Raw genomic sequence first — 22,140 nt, 5'->3', positions numbered from 1 at the left:
ATACATTTGTTTTTTAAAATGTAGCCTTGAACGATTATTTAAAATTAAGTATAGTTTCTGTATCTCCTAGTTCAGTTGGAGCGAGTTCTTTTATTCTCCTCCTGCAATCAGAAGACCACCCCAACTTACGTTTTCCTATCGTAATTGGGAATCAAGAAGCTCAAGCTATTTCTGTTTACCTAGAGCAAATTCAGACTAGTAGACCTTTAACACACGATTTATTTATTCAAGTGATTGAAAAATCAAATTTAGATTTAAATCGTGTGTTAATTACAGATTTCAAAGAAGGCATATTTTATGCTAAAATCGAATTTTTTCAGGATGGTTCACTGATTGAAATGGATGCTCGTCCGAGTGATTCTATTGCATTGGCATTACGAGCTCAAAAATACATTTACATTAAAGAAAGTTTGCTGAAGTCTATCTGTATCCCAGATGAAGAAGAAGAGGATGAAATAGAAGAAGACCTCTCCTTTTCAGTGGATATTCCTGTTTATCAACCTAGTACTATCAGTATTGCAGAGTTAGAAGAGCTTTTACAAAAAGCACTTTTAGAAGAAAATTACGAAGAAGCTGCTAGATTAAGAGATCAAATTGAAGTATTAAATAATCAAAAATGAAATATTCCAAAGCTAAGCCGAGTTCTACCAACGTGTTGTTGATTTTCTCCATTTCTAGTTTGGCCTTTATTATCTGTGTATTCTTTCAATTATTCGTGGGTATAAAATCCTGGGGAGATGATATCAAATCACAGATGAAAATGTATGTATACATGGAAGATTCTTTAAGTAGTCAACAATTGATTGAATCTTACAAAATGCTCACTAAAAAGCCATTTATTCAAACATTGGGTGTAAAAAAAGATGTTTCATTTGTTTCTAAAGATAAAATTGCCTCCGATTTTTTAAAGTCGAATCATGAAAATTACCAAGACCTACTAGGAGAAGATAATCCATTTAAAAACCTCTTCATTTTAAGTATTGCTGACGAGTATAAATCAGGTAAATCATTTGAAAAAATAGCGAGTGAATTAAAGAATTTTCCAGGGGTATATGAAGTTACTTACCCAAATGCTTTTTTAGACTCATTCCTATCTAAAATCAAGCATGTAGGCTGGATTATTTTGGTGTTTATTATTATCCTAAGTGGATTCGTATACCTTCAATTGTCCAATTACATTCGATTGAATATTCATAGTAATCGGGTATTAATTAAAACAATGCAATTATTGGGGTCAACTAATGCGTTTATACGTAAACCCTATTTATTAAACTCTCTGTTATTAGGTTTATTAGGAGGAGGTTTAGGTTATTTAGTATCCAATGGCGTTTTTTATTACTTTATTCAAAACTTACCTGAAACTGGCTTTCTATTTTTTGATGTAAGTAATCAGCTTAAATTATTCTTATTAGCGGTACTAAGTTCTTCACTTTTCAGTGTTATTTCAACCTATTTTTCACTGAATCGATATTTAAAGATTCAACACACTAACTTATTTTAATATGGCAAATTCAACTAATTCCAACTTCCCATTAGACAGAAAAGATATCTTGATTTTAATAGCAGGACTATGCATCATGATTATTGGTTTTTTTGTCATGACCTTAGATAAGGAACCTTTCGGTTTTGGATTTTTGGGAATCACATTAGGTCCTATTTTAGTGCTTATTGGACTTATTATTCCTATTTTTTCCCTGTTTAAAATAAAGAAATAATGAATCAATTTTTAGAAGCTATTGTGCTTGGAATTGTAGAAGGATTAAGTGAATTTTTACCTATTTCTTCTACGGCTCACATCATTGTAGCTGAAAAATTGTTAGGAATTGAATCATCCAAATACCTGAATTTTTTTACTGTATTTATACAATTAGGGGCCATTGCCGCTGTTCCTTTTTTGTATTTTAAGCGTTTATTTCAATCGATAAGCGTCTATAAATATATTATTGCATCCTTTATCCCAGCCGCAATTTTTGGAGTTTTGTTAGATGATTTACTGGAATCCCTATTTCAGGGTTATTGGTTTATTGCAGGTTCTTGGTTTTTAGGTGGTTTGTTATTAATTAAAATTGATGATTGGGTGAAGGATAAAGACCATCAACATGACAATATTGATAAAATGTCAATATCACAGTCAATAAAAATTGGTTTATATCAATGTTTAGCCATGATACCTGGAGTTTCGCGTTCAGGAGCATCTATTATTGGCGGACGATTAGTTGGTTTAAATCATCGAGCTGCGGTAGAATTTTCATTTTTACTCGGTATCCCAACCATTTTGGGTGCTTGCGCTAAAAAATTAGTAGACTATCGTCATGATCTTGATATTATTTTAAATCCAACTAACAGTATTTCATTGTTAGTCGGAGCCGTGATTAGTTTTGTAATCGCCTTACTTACCATTCGCTGGATGGTTGATTTAGTGAATAAATTTGGCTTTAAATTCTTTGGGTATTATCGAGTTTTAGCTGGTATCTTTTTAGCAATATACTTGTGGATGAATTAGTACCCATAGAAGATAAATTCTATTTAATTGATAAGCCCAAAACGTGGACTTCTTTTGATGCCGTTCGAAAAATCAGAAATTTGGGTAAATTCAAAAAGATTGGTCATGCTGGCACGTTAGATCCTTTGGCTACTGGTTTATTGATTATTTGTGTCGGTAAATACACTAAAAAAATTGAGTATTTTCAATCACTCCCGAAAACCTATACAGGTTCTTTTGTTTTAGGTAAAACGACTCCTTCCATCGATTTAGAAACAGAATTTGATGAAGAGTATCCGATTGACCATATTACACCAGAGCTATTAGAAGCAGCTAGGCTATCTTTGTTAGGCGATATCGAACAAGTCCCTCCTATCTATTCGGCTGTAAAACAAAATGGTCAACGACTCTATGTTCAAGCGAGAAAAGGTTTGACGGAAAAAGATGTTGAAATTAAAATTCGACAAGCTAGTGTGTATGAATTTGAGATAGATACTTCGGCATTTCCGGAAATTCAATTTAAAATTAGATGTTCCAAAGGAACATACATTCGTAGTATCGTGAGAGATTTCGGATATTTTCTAAATTCAGGTGCTTATTTAAACGAGTTAGTTAGGAGTCAAATTGGGGATTATTCGCTAGAAAAAGCGCAATCCATAGAGAAATTTAGTGCTGATCAATATGAAATACTTTTATAGTTTCCCAGAAATACCTTTGGTTGAGCAATCTGTTATAACGATAGGTATGTTTGACGGAGTGCATTTGGGACACGCAAAAGTATTATCTGAGTGTGTCCATATTGCGAAACAAAAAGGAATTTGTTCCATTGTCATTTCCTTTAGTAATCACCCTGCCTCCTATTTTAATCAAAAGTATGATTCTAAGAATAGTTTGTTGAGTCCAGATAAAGAAAAAATTCAATGGATAGAGTCACTAGGTATTGATTATTTATTTATGATCCCATTTGACCATTATATGGCTCATTTACCTGCAGAGAGTTTCATGGAGGACATATTGCTGGCTAAATTTGGGATAAGTGATTTAGTCTTAGGCTATGATAATCGATTTGGATATCAACGAAAAGGGTCTGTTGAATTTGTCAACGAACACTATGCTAATCAAATTCATGCCTATTCGATTGATGTAGCGAAATTAGATGATGAAATCATTAGTTCATCCGTGATTAAAGAATACATCATACAAGGTAACATCAAGAAGGCAAATACCATGCTTGGTAGAAACTACTCTTTAAAAGGAAAAGTAATTCTTGGTAATCAGAAAGGCCGAGAACTAGGTTTTCCTACAGCTAATATTGAATTAGAAGATGCAGATAAATTAATACCTGGATTGGGAGTATATGTTAGTTATTTGAAAATGGATGGAAAATGCATTGGTGGCGTCACCAATATCGGAAAAAGGCCCACTTTAACAAATGACACCTATGTTTCCATAGAATCTCATCTATTTGATTTTCAGGAAGATATATACGAAAAAGAAGTTGAGTTAGAACTTCTTGAGAAAATTCGTGACGAGAAAAAATTTAATTCACTTCCAGAATTGATAGAGCAAATTTCCCTAGATGCTAATTGGGCTAGAACCCAATTAACAAAGATTCATATAGCTCCCTAAGAAAATAATTTCGTCTTTTCTTTTGTTCAAAATTTGTTGAACATTATCGTCTAACTTATTTCCTTCAATATCAATAAAGAACCAAAACTTAAACTCGTGTGTGTCTTTTTGAGGTCTGGATTCAATCTTTAATAAGTTGATTTGAACATCTTCAAAGTCCTTTAACAAGGATAATAATGCCCCTGGTTTATCATCATGTTTAAGTTTTATCGCTAAGCTAGTTTTATCGTTATCCGTTTTCTTCAAATTCTCTACTTTAGAAATAATGAAAAAACGAGTTTGATTCGCCTCACTATCTTGGATATTATCAAATAAAATCGGTAATGAATAAATTTTAGCCGCAATGTGAGAACAAAGCGCAGCTGCTTTAGTGTCTTCTACTGCCAATTTCGCTGCTTTTGAAGTGGAATCCACTTGAACAAAGAAATCCTCGGGTTTATGGCTAAAATAATCTTGTAAAAAACCTTTGCACTGTTGAAAGGCAATATCTTTTGAATATATTTTTTGAATTTGATGGATGGAATTTTCTTTCGATGCTAAACAGAAATTGACAGGAATTATAATTTCTGAAATAATGAACAGATTGCGTTCATTGAGAAGGTCCATTGTTTCTTTGACCATCCCCTCTTGATTATTTTCAATGGGTACAACTCCATATTTAGCTCTACCCGTCTCAACTGAATCAAATACAGAGCGAATGGAGGGTAATGAAATATAATCGGCTACTGCACCAAATCTACTTTCTGCAGCTTGATGTGTAAAGCTGCCTTCTGGTCCTAAAAATGAAATAATTTCTGGTAATTCTAAATTTCTTGATACTCCGAATATTTCTAAAAATATAGCTTCAATGGCTGCTTTGCTTAATTTACCAGTGTACTTAGATGCCAATCGGTCAACAATTTCCTTTTCTCTATCCGGATGATAAATAACGGTATTATTTTCTCTTTTTAAGCGACCAATCTCTTCAACAAATTCCATGCGTTCTACTAGTAGCTTTAATATAGAATCGTCAATGCTATCAATGCTTTCTCTTAATTGTTGTATGCTTTTCATTCGGGATAATTTTCAATGCAACCCAAAATTACTAATTTTGATCAGTAGTCGATGTTTTTATTCATATTAGCTCACTTTAATTTTGTTTAATGTCAAAAAAGAAAATATTATTCTTCTCTAGTAACTTTAATCGTACTGGTGCAGAGATAGTCTTATTTGATATTTTACATCAAATAGATCCAGAAAGATTTGAAATAGGCTTGGTTCTATTAGAACCTAATGGTTCCTTACTCAGTCAATTAGCACCTCATATTCAAGTATATTACTTAGATGTTCAATTTTCTTTCTGGGATAAACTGAAATTTCACGTAGGTCAAGATATCGTGCTTCAGCGTATACGCGAAATACAACAACAGTTTGGAGCTTCAATTTGGTATATTAATACCATACAAAATGCTTTTTTATTGCAGTACAAGCAACATTTTAACATATCTACATTTCTTCATGTTCATGAGTATTTATACAATTTTGAGCAATTAGAGATTAAAGATTGTAAACGGATGTTTGATCAAGTGGATTACTTGGTCACATGTTCTGACCTAGTTCAACAATTCTTTGCTCCTATTTTTTCGAAAACAAGTTTCGTCTTTCATTCGAGCATAAATAAGAATTTCATTGATAATTGCTTAGCTACTCAATCGGGAAAAAAATCATCCAAAAAAAGAATAGTCTCCTCTGGTACCATATGCTATCGGAAAGGCGTAGATATTTTCCTTCAAACTAGTTTGCTTGTTAGTCCATCTGAATTTGAATTTATTTGGCTTGGTAAATGGGCTAATAACGGCTATGCCGAAGTTATTCGTCGACAATTGTTAACAGGGAATTATCCAGCGGTTCAATTTATAGAAAACCTGAGTCCTGAAGAGTATTATCAAGTAATATCAAGTGCTGATGCTTTCATAACTTGCTCTAGAGAAGAGAGTATGGGTTTGGTGGCAATGGAGGCTATATATTGTGGAGTTCCTGTCTTAGCGACCAATTCTGGGGGTTCTAGCCTAATGGTCAATGAAACAAATGGTATTTTAAGTCAAGATTTTAGGCCTGAAACCTTAGCTAAAGAATTAACTAGCTTACTATCCAGAGAATTTGACAAAATCAAGATGCGAGAAAGCCTTTCTAGTTTTGATATTCAATCAGAATGTCAAAAATTGGAGTATTATTTATTAAATGCCCCTACTCTGTAATTGGAGGCTGGTTACTGGATAAATTAGTATTCTTTTTCTCTTCTACCAATTGAAGTCGCTTGACTTTATCAATTTTAGTATACTTCAATCGATCTACTGTGTTTGTATCAATATTTCTTGATAATAAATAAGCAGTATAGCAGTAAATTAAAAAAGTAACTAATAGCCCAAACAATACTTCGTGATTGGAATATTCATGACGAATGATGGTATATAAGGCTAATACACTTAGATTAAATGCGATTAGGATCATTGTTGCCCAAAAGTGACTAAATCCATTATCAATTAAAACATGATGTAAATGTTTTCTATCTCCTTTGAAAGGTGATACCCCTGTTGATATACGAATGATAAACATTCGTAAAGTATCAAAAAGCGGCAATAAGAGTATAATAATCGTCAATATAGGAGCATCTTTGACCAATCGTGGATCATAAACGTATGAACTATTATAGACTATGTATTTAACAGCAAAAAAGGCCAATAGAAATCCTAAAATCATGGATCCTGTATCTCCCATGAATATTTTATTTTTAGTAGACCAATTGAATCGTAAAAATCCAACTAATGAACCTGCTAAGGAAAGAGCTAAAGTAGCTAAAGCAAATAATCCAAGACTGTAAAATAGATAAGCAAATATGGCTGATGCTACAAAACCTACTGTCCCTGCTAAGCCATCAATACCATCTAATAAATTAATTGCATTGATAATGGCAATGATGATAAACAAAGTAAAAGCAATGCTAATAATATATGGAATATGATGGATATTAAATAAGCCGAAGAATGTTGAGATTCGTAAATCTCCAAAAGTGATTAATAAAAGTGAAGCTGCTATTTGAATAAATAATTTCTTTTTAGGAGATAAGATCAATATATCGTCTTTAATTCCTAAAAAGAATAAAATAATAAGGGCTGCCACAGCTAGGTGTATTTCGTGTCCTTCATTAGGATTATCCCAGATAAAATAGCTAATCAATGTAGCTGCAAAAATAGCTACCCCTCCTAAAGTGGGAGTTAATTCTTCATGTGAACTTCTCAATTCAATTTCTGCCATTAAGTCTTTCAATTTAGAAATATTAATAATGACAGGTATAGCCGTTACAGTAACCACGATGGATACTATAAAGGAAACAATGATTTGAAACTCTTTATTACTTAATAATTGCAAATATTCATTCATTGTACTAGCTGATTTCTCTTTGTTTAACTACTTGTGCCGGATTACCCTGATTAATGGTATATGAGGCTAAATCTTTACTGGTGAATGACCCTACGGTTAAGACACTGTGAGATTTCAATTTTATACCTCCACTAACAATAGATTTAGCTCCAACCCATACCCCATCTTCTATATTTATTCCTTGGGTAAATAAATCAAAAGACGACTTTTTATAATCATGATTTCCTGTGATAAGTAATGCCCCTTGTGAGATACATACATGGTTTCCTATCCTTATCTCAGATAGATTATCAAGCCATGCTTCCTCTCCCAACCATACATAATTACCTAGCACTAATTTCCAAGGAAATTTAATCTTTACCCAAGGTTTAATCACAACATGATGACCAATTTTTGCTCCAAAAATCCTCAATATGTTGACCTTTATAACATTGGGATATGGAATATTAGTCAAAAAAAATACATTAGAAAATAGAAGCCATACTAAATATTTCAATTTAGCTGTAATTCCAGGTGATCCCTCGCCAGTAAATGTGCTCAAATCAGTTTTCAAACGATTTCCTTTAAGGCTTCTTTTATCCTTGTTTTATCAAAATCAAAGGAATTCTCAAATTCATATACTTTAGCATCTACTAGGAATCGATACCAAAATACTTGAAGGATATTCCACATTAAACCACGTATTCCATCTAAAATCCCTAATCGAAAAAAATAGGAATAATGAAACAGAAGAATCGATCGTACAAAAATAGGGCTTTTGTTGTAAAAAGATTTTAATATATGAATGATGAGATCTTTTATCGGCAATTTATCTTGTAACTGATCCGCTTGTAAGTACCTGTGTTTTAATACTTCTAAGGACTCTCTGCTAGCATATAAATTGTGTTTTTGAGTCCACCAAGTTAAATTGTTCAAATTATGATCAATGATCAAATTCTTTAAATTATAGGTGTTAGGTTGTTTCAACACTATTTTTTCATCCATCCATTTATCATCACATTGGCCTTCTCCTCTTTTCCAAATGCGTAATAACCAGATTGGGTTTGTCATCCCATATTGTATGATTCCACCCATGAAAAAAACTTTTCTTTGCATGTAAAAACCATTGATAGAACTAAGCGCTTCATCATTTAAACAAGTGTGAATTTCTTCAATTAAAGAATCACTTAAAAGCTCATCACAATCCACACGTATAATGTAATCTGTTTCAAATGGATAAATTTCCAATGCCTTATTAATTTGATTGGCATGGTGTATGAATTTATTTTGTACAACAGGAATGTTATACTTGGCTGCAATAGCTAAAGTATTATCAGTTGAAAAAGAATCTATGATGAATATCTGATTGCTTAGTTTTTGAACATTATGAATGCATCTTTCTAAATGAATTTCTTCATTATAAGTAAGCAACAATACACCGATCGTTTTTTTCAATGCTTAATCTATTCAAATCTTATTTGAAACAATATGACTTAATTGAAATTAGTCATTATCTCGCAATTTAAGATATATAATTGAAATATGGCAAATATGGTAATCTAGAAATACATAGTTAAACCTAGTGCGTGACAGATATTACAAATGGATTCATTGTCATATTTAAAAAAGGGATTAGTTTTGTCCTTGAAATTCAATCTATGAGAATTCTTATTTTTCACAATTTATTATGGTCGCAATACAAATCCGTTGTATTTGAAAAAGTAGCGGAAATTTGTGTTGAAAACCAAGATGAATTATTAGTCATAGAAACAACAATTACTGAAGCTGGAAGAGAAGACTTAGTTGATTTCGATTTATCTACTTATCCATATAAATTTCCAGTTAAACTATTAAGCACGAAACCATTGCAACATATTTCTCAATGGAAAGTTGGGTTTGAGTGGTTCAAGGTTATACTGCAATTTAAGCCAGATGTTATCAATTTTACCGGCTATGCTGAAGCAGCAGCTTTGCCGACATTGTTACTTTGTAAATTACTAGGAATTAAAACCATCATGACTATTGAATCCGTTAGGAATCAATCTGAAAAACAGGGTGGTATCATCCATTTATGTAAATCCATTATAAAATCAGCCATATTTAAATTAACTACTGGTTTTTTTAGTTATGGTATCAATTCCAATCAGTTTTTATTTCGTTCGGGAGTTGCCAAAAAGAAAATTCTCTCTTTTTTGAATTCCTTTGATAAAATCAAATTCAAACAACAATTAGGTCATGAGATATCAAATCCATTAGTTCCTAATAACCAGCCGTATTTGCTCTATGTTGGACGTTTGTCCGAGGAAAAAAATCTGCTCGAGTTATTGAATTTGATGAAAGAACTACCCTACACATTAAAAATGGCAGGGAACGGTCCTCTCTATGACGAATTACAAGAAAAGATTCAAAGAGAACAAATAGTTAATGTTTATTTATTAGGTACGGTGGCATGGTCAGAATTGGCTGATTTATATAAAAATGCTTCTAGTTTGGTGTTGGTTTCTACTTCCGAAACTTGGGGTATGGTTGCCAATGAAGCTCAAGAATTAGGCAAACCCGTTATTTGTACCGAAGCATGCGGTTGTGCCAATGATTTAATCATTGATGGCTTTAATGGACTAGTGATTAAGCGCTTGGATGATTCCACGGAACGAGAGCGAATCAAACACTTTTTAGATGAATTACCACTAAATACAGTTAAGTACCATGAAAATTCATTGAGAAATTCTAAAATCTTTGAAGTAGATAAATTAGCCCGTGAAATGTATCAAGGCTTTCGTAAACTAACGATTAATTAATTGATCTAGTTTAATTTCAATAGCCTCGTAAGAGTAATTTAGTTTAGCAAATTCTCTCCCCTTTTGGCCCATTTCTATTCTTTTATTTGAATCGGCAAGTAGATCCAATAAGGCATCTTTCAGTGAAGTGTCTTCTAGTTTTATCACTTTTGCACATGCTTCATTCTTTATATCCATAGCTATCCCTACGTGTTCGGATATGATTACAGGAATTTCGCATAGCATCGCTTCAACCACTGACATACCAAAATTTTCGGATAGAGATGGCAATATAAATACATCAGAATCGGCTAGTAATTCTATACCCTCATTCGGAGAAAGCAAACCAGTAAAAATAATGTGTTTTTCTATTTGCTTTTCCTCAATAATGGCTCTAAGCTCATTGATGTAGTGATCTTCTTCGGAACCCGCAATGACATATACAATATTGGGGTAATTTTGGATTACTTCGGGTAATATTTCTAATACAAAATTGATTCCTTTTTTGATGGTCACACGACCAAAATGAGTAAGTATGATTTGATCTTTTGAAATAGAAAATTTACTTCGAAACGTTCCCTTTTCAGGAAGCTTATCGAATTTTTCTACATCAACGATGTTAGGAATGATGGATGATTTCAAAGGAATTGACAAGAATTTCTTCACCTTCAATTCTTCATCTTGAGTGGAAAATAGAATCCGATGCGCATTCATCAACATCTTTTTCACATATAAGCTAAAAAAGAATCTTTTGAATTTGGAAGATTTAAGATGAAAGGTTTCATCATATAAACTTCCATGCGGAATAACCACATAAGGCACTTTATGCCATTTACAAGCTAAATAGGCTGCCAAAATAGGGAAATTCCAAACGGCTTGAAATACAACCATGTCGAACTGACGAGTATGCTTCATTAACCAAAAAAATATGCCTGGAGAGAAAGTAAAGTTAGCATATCCGTAACAAGGAAAACGCCAAATGGGATATGAAAACTCAGAAGTAGATTTTTCGCCTACAGCTATTTGCTCTAGTTGGGCTTTCGAAAGACCTTGGGTTGTAGTTACTACTTCAATTTGGCAATTAATGTCTTCTAAAGCCTTAGAAAAGGTTAAATTGGTAAATATGGGCCCTCCTATTGAAATGGCAGGATAGTAAGCAGGAGAAACTTGTAAAACTCTTTTCTGAGTTGGCATATAAGGTTAGTCAATATCTATTCTAAAGTTGACTTTCAATTTCATTTTTATCCTTGACCATTTCTACATTCATGAATCGAATAAATATCAAAAATGAAACCCAATAAGCGAAGTCCATTGGCCTACCTGATGTAAACATTCCAACAAATGTATTTAGATAGAATAGGCCTATAAAATTTTGGAAGATAATTTGGGATTTAAAGCAACGGTAAGCAAAATAAAGAAATGCTACATGGAAACTAGCAAAGAGAATAAATCCAAATACCCCAAAATTAACGAGTGATTCTAACATGGGAATATCAATGTATCGATAACGATAACCATGACCAAATATAAAATCGATTCTACTCGTACTCCACAACTGCTTTATATAATTAATATTATTAACGCGACCCATGGCTGATTCATCTACTTCAGAACTTTTACCAAGGGTAACACCAGTGCTCATGGCACGAATAAACAAATTGAAAAACGAATTATAATAAGAATCTATTAATTCTACGATTCTCAATTTAGTTGCGAAATAATACAAATTCCCAATTACGAGTGCATAGAAAATATAAGATTGCCTCTTAATGTTTGAAAATATACTTTTCACAGGAACCATGAAAAATAGCATACAAGGCAATGCCATTAGCACGGTTAGAATCGTGGCTCTTGTTTGAGTTAATATAATGACAATTAAACTAAACCAAACGTTGATATGGGCTAACAATCTAGTTAAATAGACATGAGGCACTTTGATCGAATCCCAGCTCCTATTAATGATCAAAAATGAAATTAAAAAGCCTGCTAAGCCATTTCTACTATAGATATATGGATTACCCGTAAAATTCTCCGTTGTCTTACTCGTGTATTGAACAGTGGCTCTTGTTCCAAATACATAATTTGGATTAGTTGCTACAGAATAGATTAGAGCACAACTTGTTAAAAACGTGATGATCAATATCAATACAGGCAAATACTTTTGTACTTGATTGTCGACACGCAATAAGGAAAAGAAAAAACCAAAAATTAAGGCGAAATTGATTAAATCCGTATTAAACATGGTCATTTCTTTATTCATCAAAAAGAAATAAATCATGGCCACACTGAAAAATGTACCGCCCAATAACAAAAGGAAGGTATTGGGTTTGTGCCCAACTTTGGCATGAAAATGGTTTAGCATGAAGAGCAAACCAGAAACGTATACGATACCTGTAAATACGGAACCTCCACCGAAGCCTAGCTTTTCTTTGAAAAAATAAATTAATGGAGGAGCAATCCAGAATATCAATATTCCTATCGCATTTTTAACCAAGGTGATTTGCTTAATGGTCAACGCTTTGAAGGAAGGCTAGAAATGATTGATACGATTCGAAAGTCTAAAGACTTTTTGTGATTCCGTTTGGATTCGAACCAAAGACCTACTGCTTAGAAGGCAGTTGCTCTATCCAACTGAGCTACGGAACCTAAAAATAAATAGTCAATTTATTCTTGGTGCAAGCACTGTTAAATAAATTGACTATGTTGTCGGGGTGGCAGGATTCGAACCTACGACCTCTTGGTCCCAAACCAAGCGCGATACCGGGCTACGCTACACCCCGAAAAAACACTGCGGAGAGAGAGGGATTCGAACCCTCGGTACCGTTGCCAGTACGACAGTTTAGCAAACTGTTCCTTTCGGCCTCTCAGGCATCTCTCCTAGCATTTAAGAGAGCACAAATGTAGTAATTTTTTTTGAATATCGAAATTCAAAAATGAAAATTTATTTAAAAATATCGAAACTTGAGACACTTTTTCCTTCCAAGCTTGTTTTGCCCATTAAAAACTGATCAATATTTCTAGCAGCCTCTCTTCCCTCGGAAATTGCCCATACTACTAAGGATTGTCCACGTCTGGCATCACCTGCCACAAAAATCTTTTCTTGCGCAGATTGATAGTTTCCATTAGCTACAATATTTCCTCTTTCATCAGCAGAAATTCCAGTTTCAGTTAGCTCTTGAAAAAGGTTACCGTGATCAGTGTGTAAGAATCCAGCAGCAATTAAAGCTAAATCACAAGGGATTTCACGAATGTTTTCTACTTTTTGCTCCATCTTTCCATTCGACATATCGTAAGTTATGTCACCAATCTTAAGCGCTACCAATTCATTCTTATCATTTGTAATGAACTCTTGTAAGGAAATGGACCATAAACGGTTGGCGCCTTCTTCATGTGAAGTAGAAGTACGTAACATATTTGGCCAATTGGGCCAAGGAGTATTTTCTGCTCGATCAACTGGAGGCTTAGGCATTACTTCAATTTGAGTAATCGATGCAGCCTTATGGCGATTGGATGTACCTACACAATCTGATCCAGTATCTCCCCCACCAATAACAACCACATGTTTACCTGTAGCCAAAATATTACTATTAGTATATTCTTCTCCTTTATGATTTACCTCTAAAGCAATATTGGCATTGCGTTTATTTTGTTGAGATAAAAATTCCATGGCAGGATAAATACCGGCAGCATCACTTCCTTTCGTATTAATTAATCGAGGTGTTGTCGAACCTGTTGCAATTAAAATAGCATCATATTCGTTGGTCAATTTGGAAACTTTGTAGTTAACTCCAATATGAACATTGGTTTTAAATTCAACACCCTCCTTTTCCATGACAGCCACACGACGATCTACTACAGATTTATCCAATTTAAAATCAGGTATTCCGTAACGCAATAGGCCACCAATACGATCCGCTCTTTCAAATACGGTAACTGAATGCCCCACTTTATTTAACTGTGCAGCTGCTGCTAATCCAGCAGGACCAGAACCAACAACGGCAATTTTCTTTCCAGTTCTTTTCGTTGGAACAAATGGAACTACCCATCCTTCTGAATAAGCCTTTTCAATGATTGATTTTTCAATCAATTCAATCGCAACTGGTGGTTTATTTATACCTAAAACACAGGCTGATTCACATGGAGCAGGACAAATTCTCCCCGTAAATTCTGGGAAATTATTGGTCGAACTCAATATTTCATAGGCATATTTCCAATTTTGCTCATAAACTGCATCATTGAATTCAGGTATAATATTACCTAAAGGACATCCGCTATGACAAAAAGGTGTACCGCAATCCATGCAACGGCTTGCCTGCTTTTCAGTCTCTTCGGATGAATTTAATAATTCAATTTCTTTATAGTCATTGATACGCTCAGAAACCTCTCTCTTCGCAGAGGTTTTTCTATCAACTTCTAAAAAACCTGTTGGCTTCCCCATTTTCAATAATTAGTTTAATGCTACTTTAATATTTTGGTATACTTTGTCTTTGTCATTCAATACATCTGTGATGCTTAAATGTCTACTTGCCAAGGCATTTCTATAATCAATTGGTAATACTTTTTTGAATAGACTTGTCATTGAATTAAAGTTATCCATGACATATTTCCCTTTTACTGAACCAGTTAATTCAACATGCTTTGCTAAATACATGGAAACAATTTGAATATCTTCTTGATTTAAATCAGTAATCTCAACCATTTCACGATTTACCTTAGATTCAAAGTCATTCTTCTCATCTAAAATGTAAGCCACACCACCCGACATACCTGCACCAAAGTTTCTACCAGTTGCTCCTAAAATTAGGACTAAACCTCCAGTCATGTATTCACAACCATGGTCACCTATACCTTCTACCACCACTTTGGCTCCTGAGTTTCTAACACAGAAACGTTCTCCGGCCATACCAGCTAAATAAGCTTCACCCGAAGTGGCACCATAAAAGGATACGTTACCCACGATAGAATTTTCTGCCGCAATAAACTTGGCTGCTGGAGATGGATAAGCAATCAATGTAGCTCCACATAGACCTTTTCCAATATAGTCATTAGCATCTCCTTCGATTTCAAATTTCAAACCTCTAACAGAAAAGGCTCCGAATGATTGACCAGCTGTTCCTTTAAATTTAATATGAATTAAACCATCTGGGAGTGCTTTATCTCCGTATTTCTTGGTGATTTCATTCGATAGAATGGTACCTACTGAACGATTTACGTTAATGATATTAAATTCACCATTCACTTGTTTCTTCGAATCAATCGCAGCTTGAGCAATCTTCAAAATTTGCCAATCCAATTGATCTACTAAACCGTGATCTTGCTCTTCCGACTTAAACACTGCCACTCCTTCAGCAGGATTAGAAGGTTTTAAGATAGGTGATAAATCAATATGCTTAAATTTCCAATGTGAGGAAACGTCAGCCATGCTTAAATAATCCACACGACCAATCATTTCTTCTATTTTACGGAAACCTAATTCCGCCATAATCTCACGTAATTCTTGAGCTAAGAAATGGAATAAATTAACCACATGTTCTGGCTTACCAGTATATAAAGCTCTTAGTTCTGGGTTTTGTGTAGCAACTCCCACTGGGCAAGTATTTAAATGACACTTACGCATCATAATACATCCTGCCGTAACCAAAGCTGCTGTCGCAACCCCAAATTCTTCCGCTCCCAATAATGCTGCAATAGCAATATCGCGACCCGTCTTAATTTGTCCGTCTGTTTGAATCGTTACACGACCTCTTAATTTATTTTTAACTAAGGTTTGATGTGTTTCTGCTAAACCAAGTTCCCATGGTAAACCTGCATGACGAATGGAAGATAAAGGTGAAGCACCTGTTCCTCCATCATAACCAGCAATCAAAATATGGTCAGCATGTGCTTTAGCAACACCGGCAGCAATGGTACCTACTCCAGCTTCCGAAACTAGTTTCACAGAAATACGTGCAGCTCTATTGGCATTTTTCAAATCAAAGATTAATTGTGCCAAATCTTCAATTGAATAAATATCATGGTGAGGAGGAGGTGAAATTAAACCTACACCAGGTGTAGAATGACGAGTTTTACCGATCCAATCATCTACTTTATGTCCTGGTAGTTGTCCACCTTCTCCTGGTTTAGCTCCTTGAGCCATTTTAATTTGAAGCTCTACTGCATTAGTTAAATAATTAGCAGTAACCCCAAATCTACCCGATGCAACTTGTTTAATAGCTGAATTCATGGAGTCTCCATTCTTCATTTTTTCAAAACGAATTGGATCTTCTCCTCCTTCTCCCGTATTAGATTTACCTCCAATTCGGTTCATGGCAATAGCCAAGGTGGTATGTGCTTCGTAAGAAATAGAACCAAATGACATCGCACCCGTTGCAAAACGTTTTAAAATGCTTTCAATAGGTTCAACTTCATCAATAGAAATAGAATTAGCATTTTTGAAACGCAATAAACCTCTTAGAGTAATTGACTTCTTACTTTGATCATCAATTAACTTAGAATACTTTTTGTAAGTAGAATAATCGTTAACCTTTGTCGATTGCTGTAATAAGTGAATCGTTTGCGGATTAAATAAATGTTCTTCTCCACGTTGCTTCCATTGGTAAATACCACCCACTTCTAATTTTGGATGATCCGATTTCAATAAAGCAAAACCAGATTGATGCTTAATTAAAGCTTCTTTGGCAATCGTATCTAAATCAACTCCATTAATTCTTGAAATAGAACCACTGAAATAATTATCAACTACATCTTTGCCCAAACCAAGAATTTCGAAAATTTGTGCTCCTTGGTAAGATTGCAAAGTAGAAATACCCATTTTAGAGAAAATCTTCAATAACTCTCCATTAACAGCTTTAATATAATTGTATTCTAACTTTTCATAGGATAAACTTTGATCTACCAAATGATTGTCCTTCATAGCTTTGATCGTTTCAAAAGCCATATAAGGATTAACAGCTGAAGCGCCATATCCAATTAAAGTAGCAAAGTGATGCGTCTCCCAAACATCGCCAGCTTCAATAATGATGCCAACTTTAGCACGTTTTTTGGTACGAATTAAGTGGTTATGAACGGCACCCAAGGCTAATAGAGATGGAATTGGTGCATGAGATGAATCAATTCCGCGATCAGTCAATAAAATAATTGAATAACCATCATCAACAGCATCTTCGGCATATTGACAAATGCGGTTTAATGCTTTTTTCAAAACACCCGACTCCTCCGAGGAACGGAAAGTCATATGAATGGATTTAGTCTGAAAATTAGCATGATCAATCCAACGAATCTTTTCTACTTCTTTATTACGAAGTACAGGTTGTTGAATTTCGATTTGTCTACAATGACTAGGTGTTTCATCCAATAAATTGGATAAACCACCAATATCAGTCAATAGAGACATAACCATTCGTTCACGAATAGGATCAATTGGTGGATTGGTTACTTGAGCAAATAGTTGCTTGAAATAGCTAGAAAGATGTTGTGCTTTATCTGACAATACGGCTAATGGTGTATCAATACCCATAGAACCTAATGCTTCCTTACCTGTTTCAGCCATTTGTGCTAAGACAACTCGGATATCTTCTGTAGTAAAACCAAATATCTGTTGACGAGAAATTAACTCAACTGGTTTAGGTTGGCGGTATTCACTTCCAGCTTCAGGTAAATCCTCAACTCGAATTTTATTTTCTCGCAACCATTGTCCATAAGGTTGTTGCTGACAAATTTTTTCTTTTAATTCTTCATCTGGAATGATTCTACCCTGCTCCATATCAACAACGAACATCTTTCCAGGTTGTAAACGACCTTTAGAAACAATAGTAGCTGGATCTAAATCCAAAACCCCTGCTTCTGATGCCATGATCACATGATCATCTTCCGTTACCCAATATCTAGATGGACGTAATCCATTTCTATCTAAAGTAGCTCCAATCATTTTACCATCGGTAAATGAAATCGAAGCTGGACCATCCCAAGGTTCCATCATGGCAGCATGATACTCATAGAACTCCTTTTTATAGCTTTCCATGGACTCATTACCATCCCACGCTTCAGGGATTAACATCATCATGACATGAGGCAAGCTACGTCCACTTAAATATAAGATTTCAATAGCATTATCGAGAATGGCTGAATCCGATTGGCCTAAACTACAAATAGGCAAAATCATATCTAGTTCTTCTTGTGTAAAATACTTACTAGAGAACAAAGCTGATTGAGCTTGCATCCATGAAGAGTTCCCTTTTACCGTATTGATTTCTCCATTATGAGCAATGTAACGGAAAGGCTGAGCTAATCTCCACTCAGGAAATGTATTAGTCGAGAAACGTGAGTGAACAATAGCTAAGGCAGATGTAAAGTTATCTTGGAACAAATCCTGGAAATAACCAGGAACCTGCATGGTTGTCAACATACCCTTATAAATAATGGTACGGCATGACAATGACGCAAAATAGAATTTACCATTTAGTTGAACAATCGTCTCATTCAATAAACGAGTCACATATTGACGGAAAACATATAGTTTTCTTTCAAAGTCTATTTCACTTAAACAGGATTCAGGTCTTTCTATGAATAATTGCTGAATGGAAGGCTCTTCATTTCCTGAGTCTGCACCTAAGATTTCTGAATTGTCTACTGGTACAGTTCTGTAACCAATGATACGTAAACTTAATTTCTTAGCTTTTCTTTCAATGATTTCTTTACACTCTTTAATAAGAGTTTCATCTTTGGGAAAGAATACCATTCCTACGCCATATTGACCTAAGGATGGTAAAGTAAATCCTAATTTGGCTGTTTCTTCGAAAAAGAATTCATGAGGTAATTGAACTAATACTCCGGCTCCATCACCTGAGTTAGGATCACAACCGCAAGCACCACGGTGGTCCATACGAATCAACATCTTAATTGAATCTTGTACAATTCGATGCGATTTAATGCCTTTCATACTGGCTACAAAACCAATACCACAAGCATCATGCTCAAATTCTTTCCGATACAATCCCTCTTCATTCATGACTTCCATAAGAAACTATTAATATTCTAATAATAAACTAAAAATTCTCAACAAAATTAAATATCAGTAATGGTTGCTAATTTGATATTTATATAAGCAATATCAAATTTAATCAAAAATATATTTGGCAATTCATTGAATAAACAAAATATAATACTGTTTTTAAAATATCACTAAACAAGTACAAAATATCTTGCTAGAGTACAATTAATTAGTAATCATCACCGTAATCAGATGATTCCCCTCCGAATTCATTCTCCTCTTCCCCATCTCCATCACCAAAATCATTTTCCAAATCATTTAGATAAATGGCATCTACGCCTTCTCTTACTGTATTCAAAATAGTTAGGTTTTCTATTTTGGCTTGATCTAATCGCTCTACTACTGATTCTTCTTTACTCACAACTACAAATAAGCCTGACTCATTAGAACAAATTTTAGTTCCTTTACGAATCGCAGATACACCATATCCATCCAATTCTGTGACTTTGGAGATATTTAATATCATATTTGTATACTCTTTCTTAAAAAGCAATCGAACGACATTTTCTAATTCTTCATAATTGCTTTGAACCAAGTTTTCGCCTTTCCAATCAATTAAAGCATAACTTTCGTTTTGATCAAGTTGAAATAAAGCATTAGTCGACATTTTCTAAATATTGGTTTACGTGATTAAATATACGTTGTTCTAAATTTTCTTGTGGTTCTTTCTGAAATTTCTGCCCAGTGATTTCTTCATATAAAAGTATGTAGCGATTAGAAATTTCTGTTACAAATTCATCTGAGATATTAGGGACTACTTGCCCTTCTTTACCTTGAAAACCATTAGCTATAAGCCACTCTCGCACAAATTCTTTGGATAACTGCTTTTGAGGCAATCCTTTTTCCAATAATTCTTGATACGTGTTGGCATAGAAATAGCGAGATGAATCAGGAGTATGTATCTCGTCCATTAACATGATTTGACCATCTAATAGTCCAAATTCATATTTGGTATCCACCAAAATTAATCCTTTTTCTTTGGCCATTTGAGTGCCACGATCAAATAACGCCAACGCTTTTTGACATAATTGATTCATGATATCTGGAGAAACGATACCTAATTCTAAAATTTTTGCCACAGAAATATCTTCATCATGACCTTCACTGGCTTTAGTAGTGGGTGTAATGATCGGAGTTGGTAATCGATCATTTTCTTTCAAACCCTCAGGTAATAACACACCACAGACCTCCCTTTTACCCGATTTATATTCACGCCATAAATGGCCAGCTACATAACCACGTACAACCATTTCTATAGGAATAGGTGTGCATTTATAGCCATAAGCCGCATTAGGGTCCGGTGTATCAATTAACCAATTGGGGATTACATCACGTGTTTTATTCAAAAAATAGGCAGCAATTTGATTCAAAACCTGTCCTTTAAAAGGAATGGTTCTTGGAAGAATTACGTCAAAAGCAGAAATACGATCGGATGTAACCATCAATAATCGATCAGCTCCGATACTATATACGTCTCTTACTTTGCCACGATAAAAAGCCGTTTGGTTTTTAAAATTGAAATGACCTTGAGCCTTATTTTCCATGATTAATAAATTAAAATTCTCTCTTTCTTTTTCATTAAATCCAACAATCCCAATGCTTCTTTGGTATTAATTCGATTCATATTTTGCTGTTCTTGCAGCCACTGATTTTGCTTTGCCATTTTCAAAACGGGAAGAAGTTTTCTCCATTTAAAGGCATATATCTCATATTGCTTTATTAGCGTATCTGAAAGTGGATTATCCTTAATTCCTCTTTCAATTAAAGAAATAGCTTGGTCAATGTTTCCTTGCTTTTCTAAAATGGCAGCTTCAATTAATAATTCATTTGAATCAGTACTAGAAAATCGCGTGTTATTCTCTACTAGTTGATTCAACCGAATATTTAATAAAGCTTGCGTTTTCTCTAATTCTTTGTTGATGAAAATATCTTTACCCTTTGCTTTTCGTATCCAAAACAAGGCTTCTGCATTTCGCTTATTCTTGATTAGATAGTTAACCTGCTGAATATCTTTATTGTATACACTAGCCCTATTTGAAAATAGGCCCTGATAAATCAATAAAAAAATGTACAAATAAGATGTAAACAAACTATATCTTAATTATATGCAGAATAAAGAGTAAATCTGATGTGATTAATATCAATAACAAAATTAATAAATATACCTTCATATCGACTAATTCAGTCCAATTATTCGAGCTAAGAAAAGTAAAATAGGAAGTTTCTTGGTTGGTTAGGGTAAATTCCTGACTTGCATTTCCTTTTTTTACCAATTTAGTAATTGGGCTAAACTCTTGAATCCCTCCTTTTCTGTCTCCTGATTTGGAACTTGCATCTTGAAGAATGGAATGTCTTAAGTTTAATACCTCCGGATTTTCAATCAAACTAAGAAAAGAATGCAATGGTGTTGCTGGAATTAAAGTCTCTAACTTCTTATTCTTGAATTGAGAAATTACAAGACTAACATAAACTGGTTGTGTTCGTTTTAAATCTTCACTAATCACAGATTGTGCCTCTTGCCAACTTTCTTTCGACAAAGTATAATACTGGGGAACTTGATAAATGGCTTTTACAGGTTCAGCAAGGTTTTTAGACGAATTATTAGGCTCCAAATAGGAAATGAATAGCCAGAAAAAAAGTAAAAAAATACTTAGCCTAGCCAATATCTTAAAAATAAATATCCCTGAAATACGGAAAATACCTCTTGAATTTCGCCAATATCTCCACAGTATAAGGAGATAAATAACTGAAAATAAACTCAATAGAATAATAAATAGTTGTGTGAAATTCATTAAGTGAGCTTA

At 34.0% G+C, this 22,140-nt stretch carries 20 protein-coding genes and 3 tRNA genes; 8 read left to right on the top strand and 15 right to left on the bottom strand.

Annotated elements, in window-relative coordinates:
• Window positions 1-26: 26 nt before the first annotated feature.
• Genes EWU22_RS08855 through EWU22_RS08830 form a run of 6 tightly spaced genes read left to right on the top strand, consistent with a single transcriptional unit; the run spans window position 27 to window position 4,111 of the window.
• A complete protein-coding gene (locus EWU22_RS08855; protein WP_130925521.1) occupies window positions 27-620 on the top strand; it encodes a bifunctional nuclease family protein in 594 nt (197 codons plus the stop codon).
• Window positions 617-1,501: a cell division protein FtsX gene (locus EWU22_RS08850; RefSeq protein WP_130925248.1), complete on the top strand. Its 885-nt coding sequence runs from the start codon at window positions 617-619 to the stop codon at window positions 1,499-1,501. Before EWU22_RS08855 ends, EWU22_RS08850 begins: the two co-directional genes overlap by 4 nt.
• Window position 1,502: 1 nt before the next feature.
• A complete protein-coding gene (locus EWU22_RS08845; RefSeq protein WP_130925247.1) occupies window positions 1,503-1,715 on the top strand; it encodes a DUF3098 domain-containing protein in 213 nt (70 codons plus the stop codon).
• Window positions 1,715-2,503 carry an undecaprenyl-diphosphate phosphatase gene (locus EWU22_RS08840; RefSeq protein WP_130925246.1) on the top strand — a complete coding sequence of 263 codons (789 nt, stop codon included), beginning with the start codon at window positions 1,715-1,717 and terminating at the stop codon, window positions 2,501-2,503. The genes EWU22_RS08845 and EWU22_RS08840 overlap by 1 nt, the downstream gene beginning before the upstream one ends.
• A complete protein-coding gene (gene truB / locus EWU22_RS08835) occupies window positions 2,491-3,180 on the top strand; it encodes a tRNA pseudouridine(55) synthase TruB (protein WP_317127118.1) in 690 nt (229 codons plus the stop codon). The genes EWU22_RS08840 and truB overlap by 13 nt, the downstream gene beginning before the upstream one ends.
• Complete coding sequence (locus EWU22_RS08830; protein WP_130925244.1) at window positions 3,164-4,111, top strand: bifunctional riboflavin kinase/FAD synthetase; 948 nt, start codon at window positions 3,164-3,166, stop codon at window positions 4,109-4,111. The genes truB and EWU22_RS08830 overlap by 17 nt, the downstream gene beginning before the upstream one ends.
• On the opposite strand, the gene pheA is transcribed toward EWU22_RS08830, so the two are convergent.
• A complete protein-coding gene (gene pheA / locus EWU22_RS08825; RefSeq protein WP_130925243.1) occupies window positions 4,085-5,164 on the bottom strand; it encodes a prephenate dehydratase in 1,080 nt (359 codons plus the stop codon). The two genes, EWU22_RS08830 and pheA, sit on opposite strands and share 27 nt — an antisense overlap.
• Before the next feature lie 89 nt (window positions 5,165-5,253).
• On the opposite strand from pheA, the gene EWU22_RS08820 reads away from it, so the two are divergent.
• Window positions 5,254-6,348: a glycosyltransferase family 4 protein gene (locus tag EWU22_RS08820; RefSeq protein WP_130925242.1), complete on the top strand. Its 1,095-nt coding sequence runs from the start codon at window positions 5,254-5,256 to the stop codon at window positions 6,346-6,348.
• Here EWU22_RS08820 and EWU22_RS08815 read toward each other — a convergent pair.
• From EWU22_RS08815 to EWU22_RS08805, 3 genes are read right to left on the bottom strand one after another with little or no spacing between them, the layout of a single operon-like run.
• On the bottom strand, window positions 6,338-7,531 hold the full coding sequence (locus EWU22_RS08815) for an MraY family glycosyltransferase (RefSeq protein ID WP_109322965.1): 1,194 nt from the start codon (window positions 7,529-7,531) through the stop codon (window positions 6,338-6,340). The genes EWU22_RS08820 and EWU22_RS08815 overlap by 11 nt on opposite strands.
• A 4-nt stretch (window positions 7,532-7,535) precedes the next feature.
• Window positions 7,536-8,084: a WcaF family extracellular polysaccharide biosynthesis acetyltransferase gene (locus EWU22_RS08810; RefSeq protein WP_130925241.1), complete on the bottom strand. Its 549-nt coding sequence runs from the start codon at window positions 8,082-8,084 to the stop codon at window positions 7,536-7,538.
• Window positions 8,081-8,965: a glycosyltransferase family 2 protein gene (locus EWU22_RS08805; RefSeq protein WP_130925240.1), complete on the bottom strand. Its 885-nt coding sequence runs from the start codon at window positions 8,963-8,965 to the stop codon at window positions 8,081-8,083. Before EWU22_RS08805 ends, EWU22_RS08810 begins: the two co-directional genes overlap by 4 nt.
• Window positions 8,966-9,168: 203 nt before the next feature.
• Here EWU22_RS08805 and EWU22_RS08800 point away from each other — a divergent pair, with 203 nt between their 5' ends.
• The gene (locus tag EWU22_RS08800) at window positions 9,169-10,308 is read left to right on the top strand and encodes a glycosyltransferase (protein WP_130925239.1); all 1,140 of its coding nucleotides are present in this window, start codon (window positions 9,169-9,171) and stop codon (window positions 10,306-10,308) included.
• On the opposite strand, the gene EWU22_RS08795 is transcribed toward EWU22_RS08800, so the two are convergent.
• The 11 genes from EWU22_RS08795 to EWU22_RS08745 all read right to left on the bottom strand — a co-directional run bounded on the left by EWU22_RS08795 (window position 10,294) and on the right by EWU22_RS08745 (window position 22,128).
• Window positions 10,294-11,481: a glycosyltransferase gene (locus EWU22_RS08795; protein WP_130925238.1), complete on the bottom strand. Its 1,188-nt coding sequence runs from the start codon at window positions 11,479-11,481 to the stop codon at window positions 10,294-10,296. The two genes, EWU22_RS08800 and EWU22_RS08795, sit on opposite strands and share 15 nt — an antisense overlap.
• 22 nt (window positions 11,482-11,503) lie before the next feature.
• Window positions 11,504-12,802 (bottom strand): hypothetical protein, encoded by a 1,299-nt coding sequence (locus EWU22_RS08790; protein WP_109322960.1) that lies wholly within the window; start codon window positions 12,800-12,802, stop codon window positions 11,504-11,506.
• A 57-nt stretch (window positions 12,803-12,859) separates the two neighbouring features.
• Window positions 12,860-12,933 (bottom strand) — tRNA-Arg (locus EWU22_RS08785).
• 60 nt (window positions 12,934-12,993) lie between these two features.
• Window positions 12,994-13,067, bottom strand: a tRNA-Pro gene (locus EWU22_RS08780).
• Window positions 13,068-13,078: 11 nt separating this feature from the next.
• A tRNA-Ser gene (locus EWU22_RS08775) sits at window positions 13,079-13,165 on the bottom strand.
• 63 nt (window positions 13,166-13,228) lie between these two features.
• Entirely contained in the window at window positions 13,229-14,725 is a 1,497-nt protein-coding gene (locus tag EWU22_RS08770; RefSeq protein ID WP_130925237.1) for a glutamate synthase subunit beta, read from the bottom strand.
• 9 nt (window positions 14,726-14,734) lie between these two features.
• Entirely contained in the window at window positions 14,735-19,303 is a 4,569-nt protein-coding gene (gltB, locus tag EWU22_RS08765) for a glutamate synthase large subunit (protein WP_394364564.1), read from the bottom strand.
• A 202-nt stretch (window positions 19,304-19,505) separates the two neighbouring features.
• Window positions 19,506-19,943, bottom strand: a complete 438-nt coding sequence (locus tag EWU22_RS08760; protein ID WP_130925236.1) for an STAS domain-containing protein — start codon at window positions 19,941-19,943, stop codon at window positions 19,506-19,508.
• Complete coding sequence (locus EWU22_RS08755; RefSeq protein ID WP_130925235.1) at window positions 19,933-20,880, bottom strand: phosphoribosylaminoimidazolesuccinocarboxamide synthase; 948 nt, start codon at window positions 20,878-20,880, stop codon at window positions 19,933-19,935. Before EWU22_RS08755 ends, EWU22_RS08760 begins: the two co-directional genes overlap by 11 nt.
• Before the next feature lie 2 nt (window positions 20,881-20,882).
• Window positions 20,883-21,425, bottom strand: coding sequence for a hypothetical protein (locus EWU22_RS08750; protein WP_130925234.1), 543 nt, complete (start codon window positions 21,423-21,425; stop codon window positions 20,883-20,885).
• Between the two features lies 1 nt (window position 21,426).
• The gene (locus EWU22_RS08745) at window positions 21,427-22,128 is read right to left on the bottom strand and encodes a hypothetical protein (protein ID WP_109322955.1); all 702 of its coding nucleotides are present in this window, start codon (window positions 22,126-22,128) and stop codon (window positions 21,427-21,429) included.
• Between the last annotated feature and the right edge of the window lie 12 nt (window positions 22,129-22,140).

This window comes from Aquirufa nivalisilvae (assembly GCF_004307455.1).
Lineage (GTDB): Bacteria > Bacteroidota > Bacteroidia > Cytophagales > Spirosomataceae > Aquirufa > Aquirufa nivalisilvae.
The sequence above is the reverse complement of the archived record's forward strand: the minus strand, read 5'-3'. Positions and strand labels throughout refer to the sequence as shown.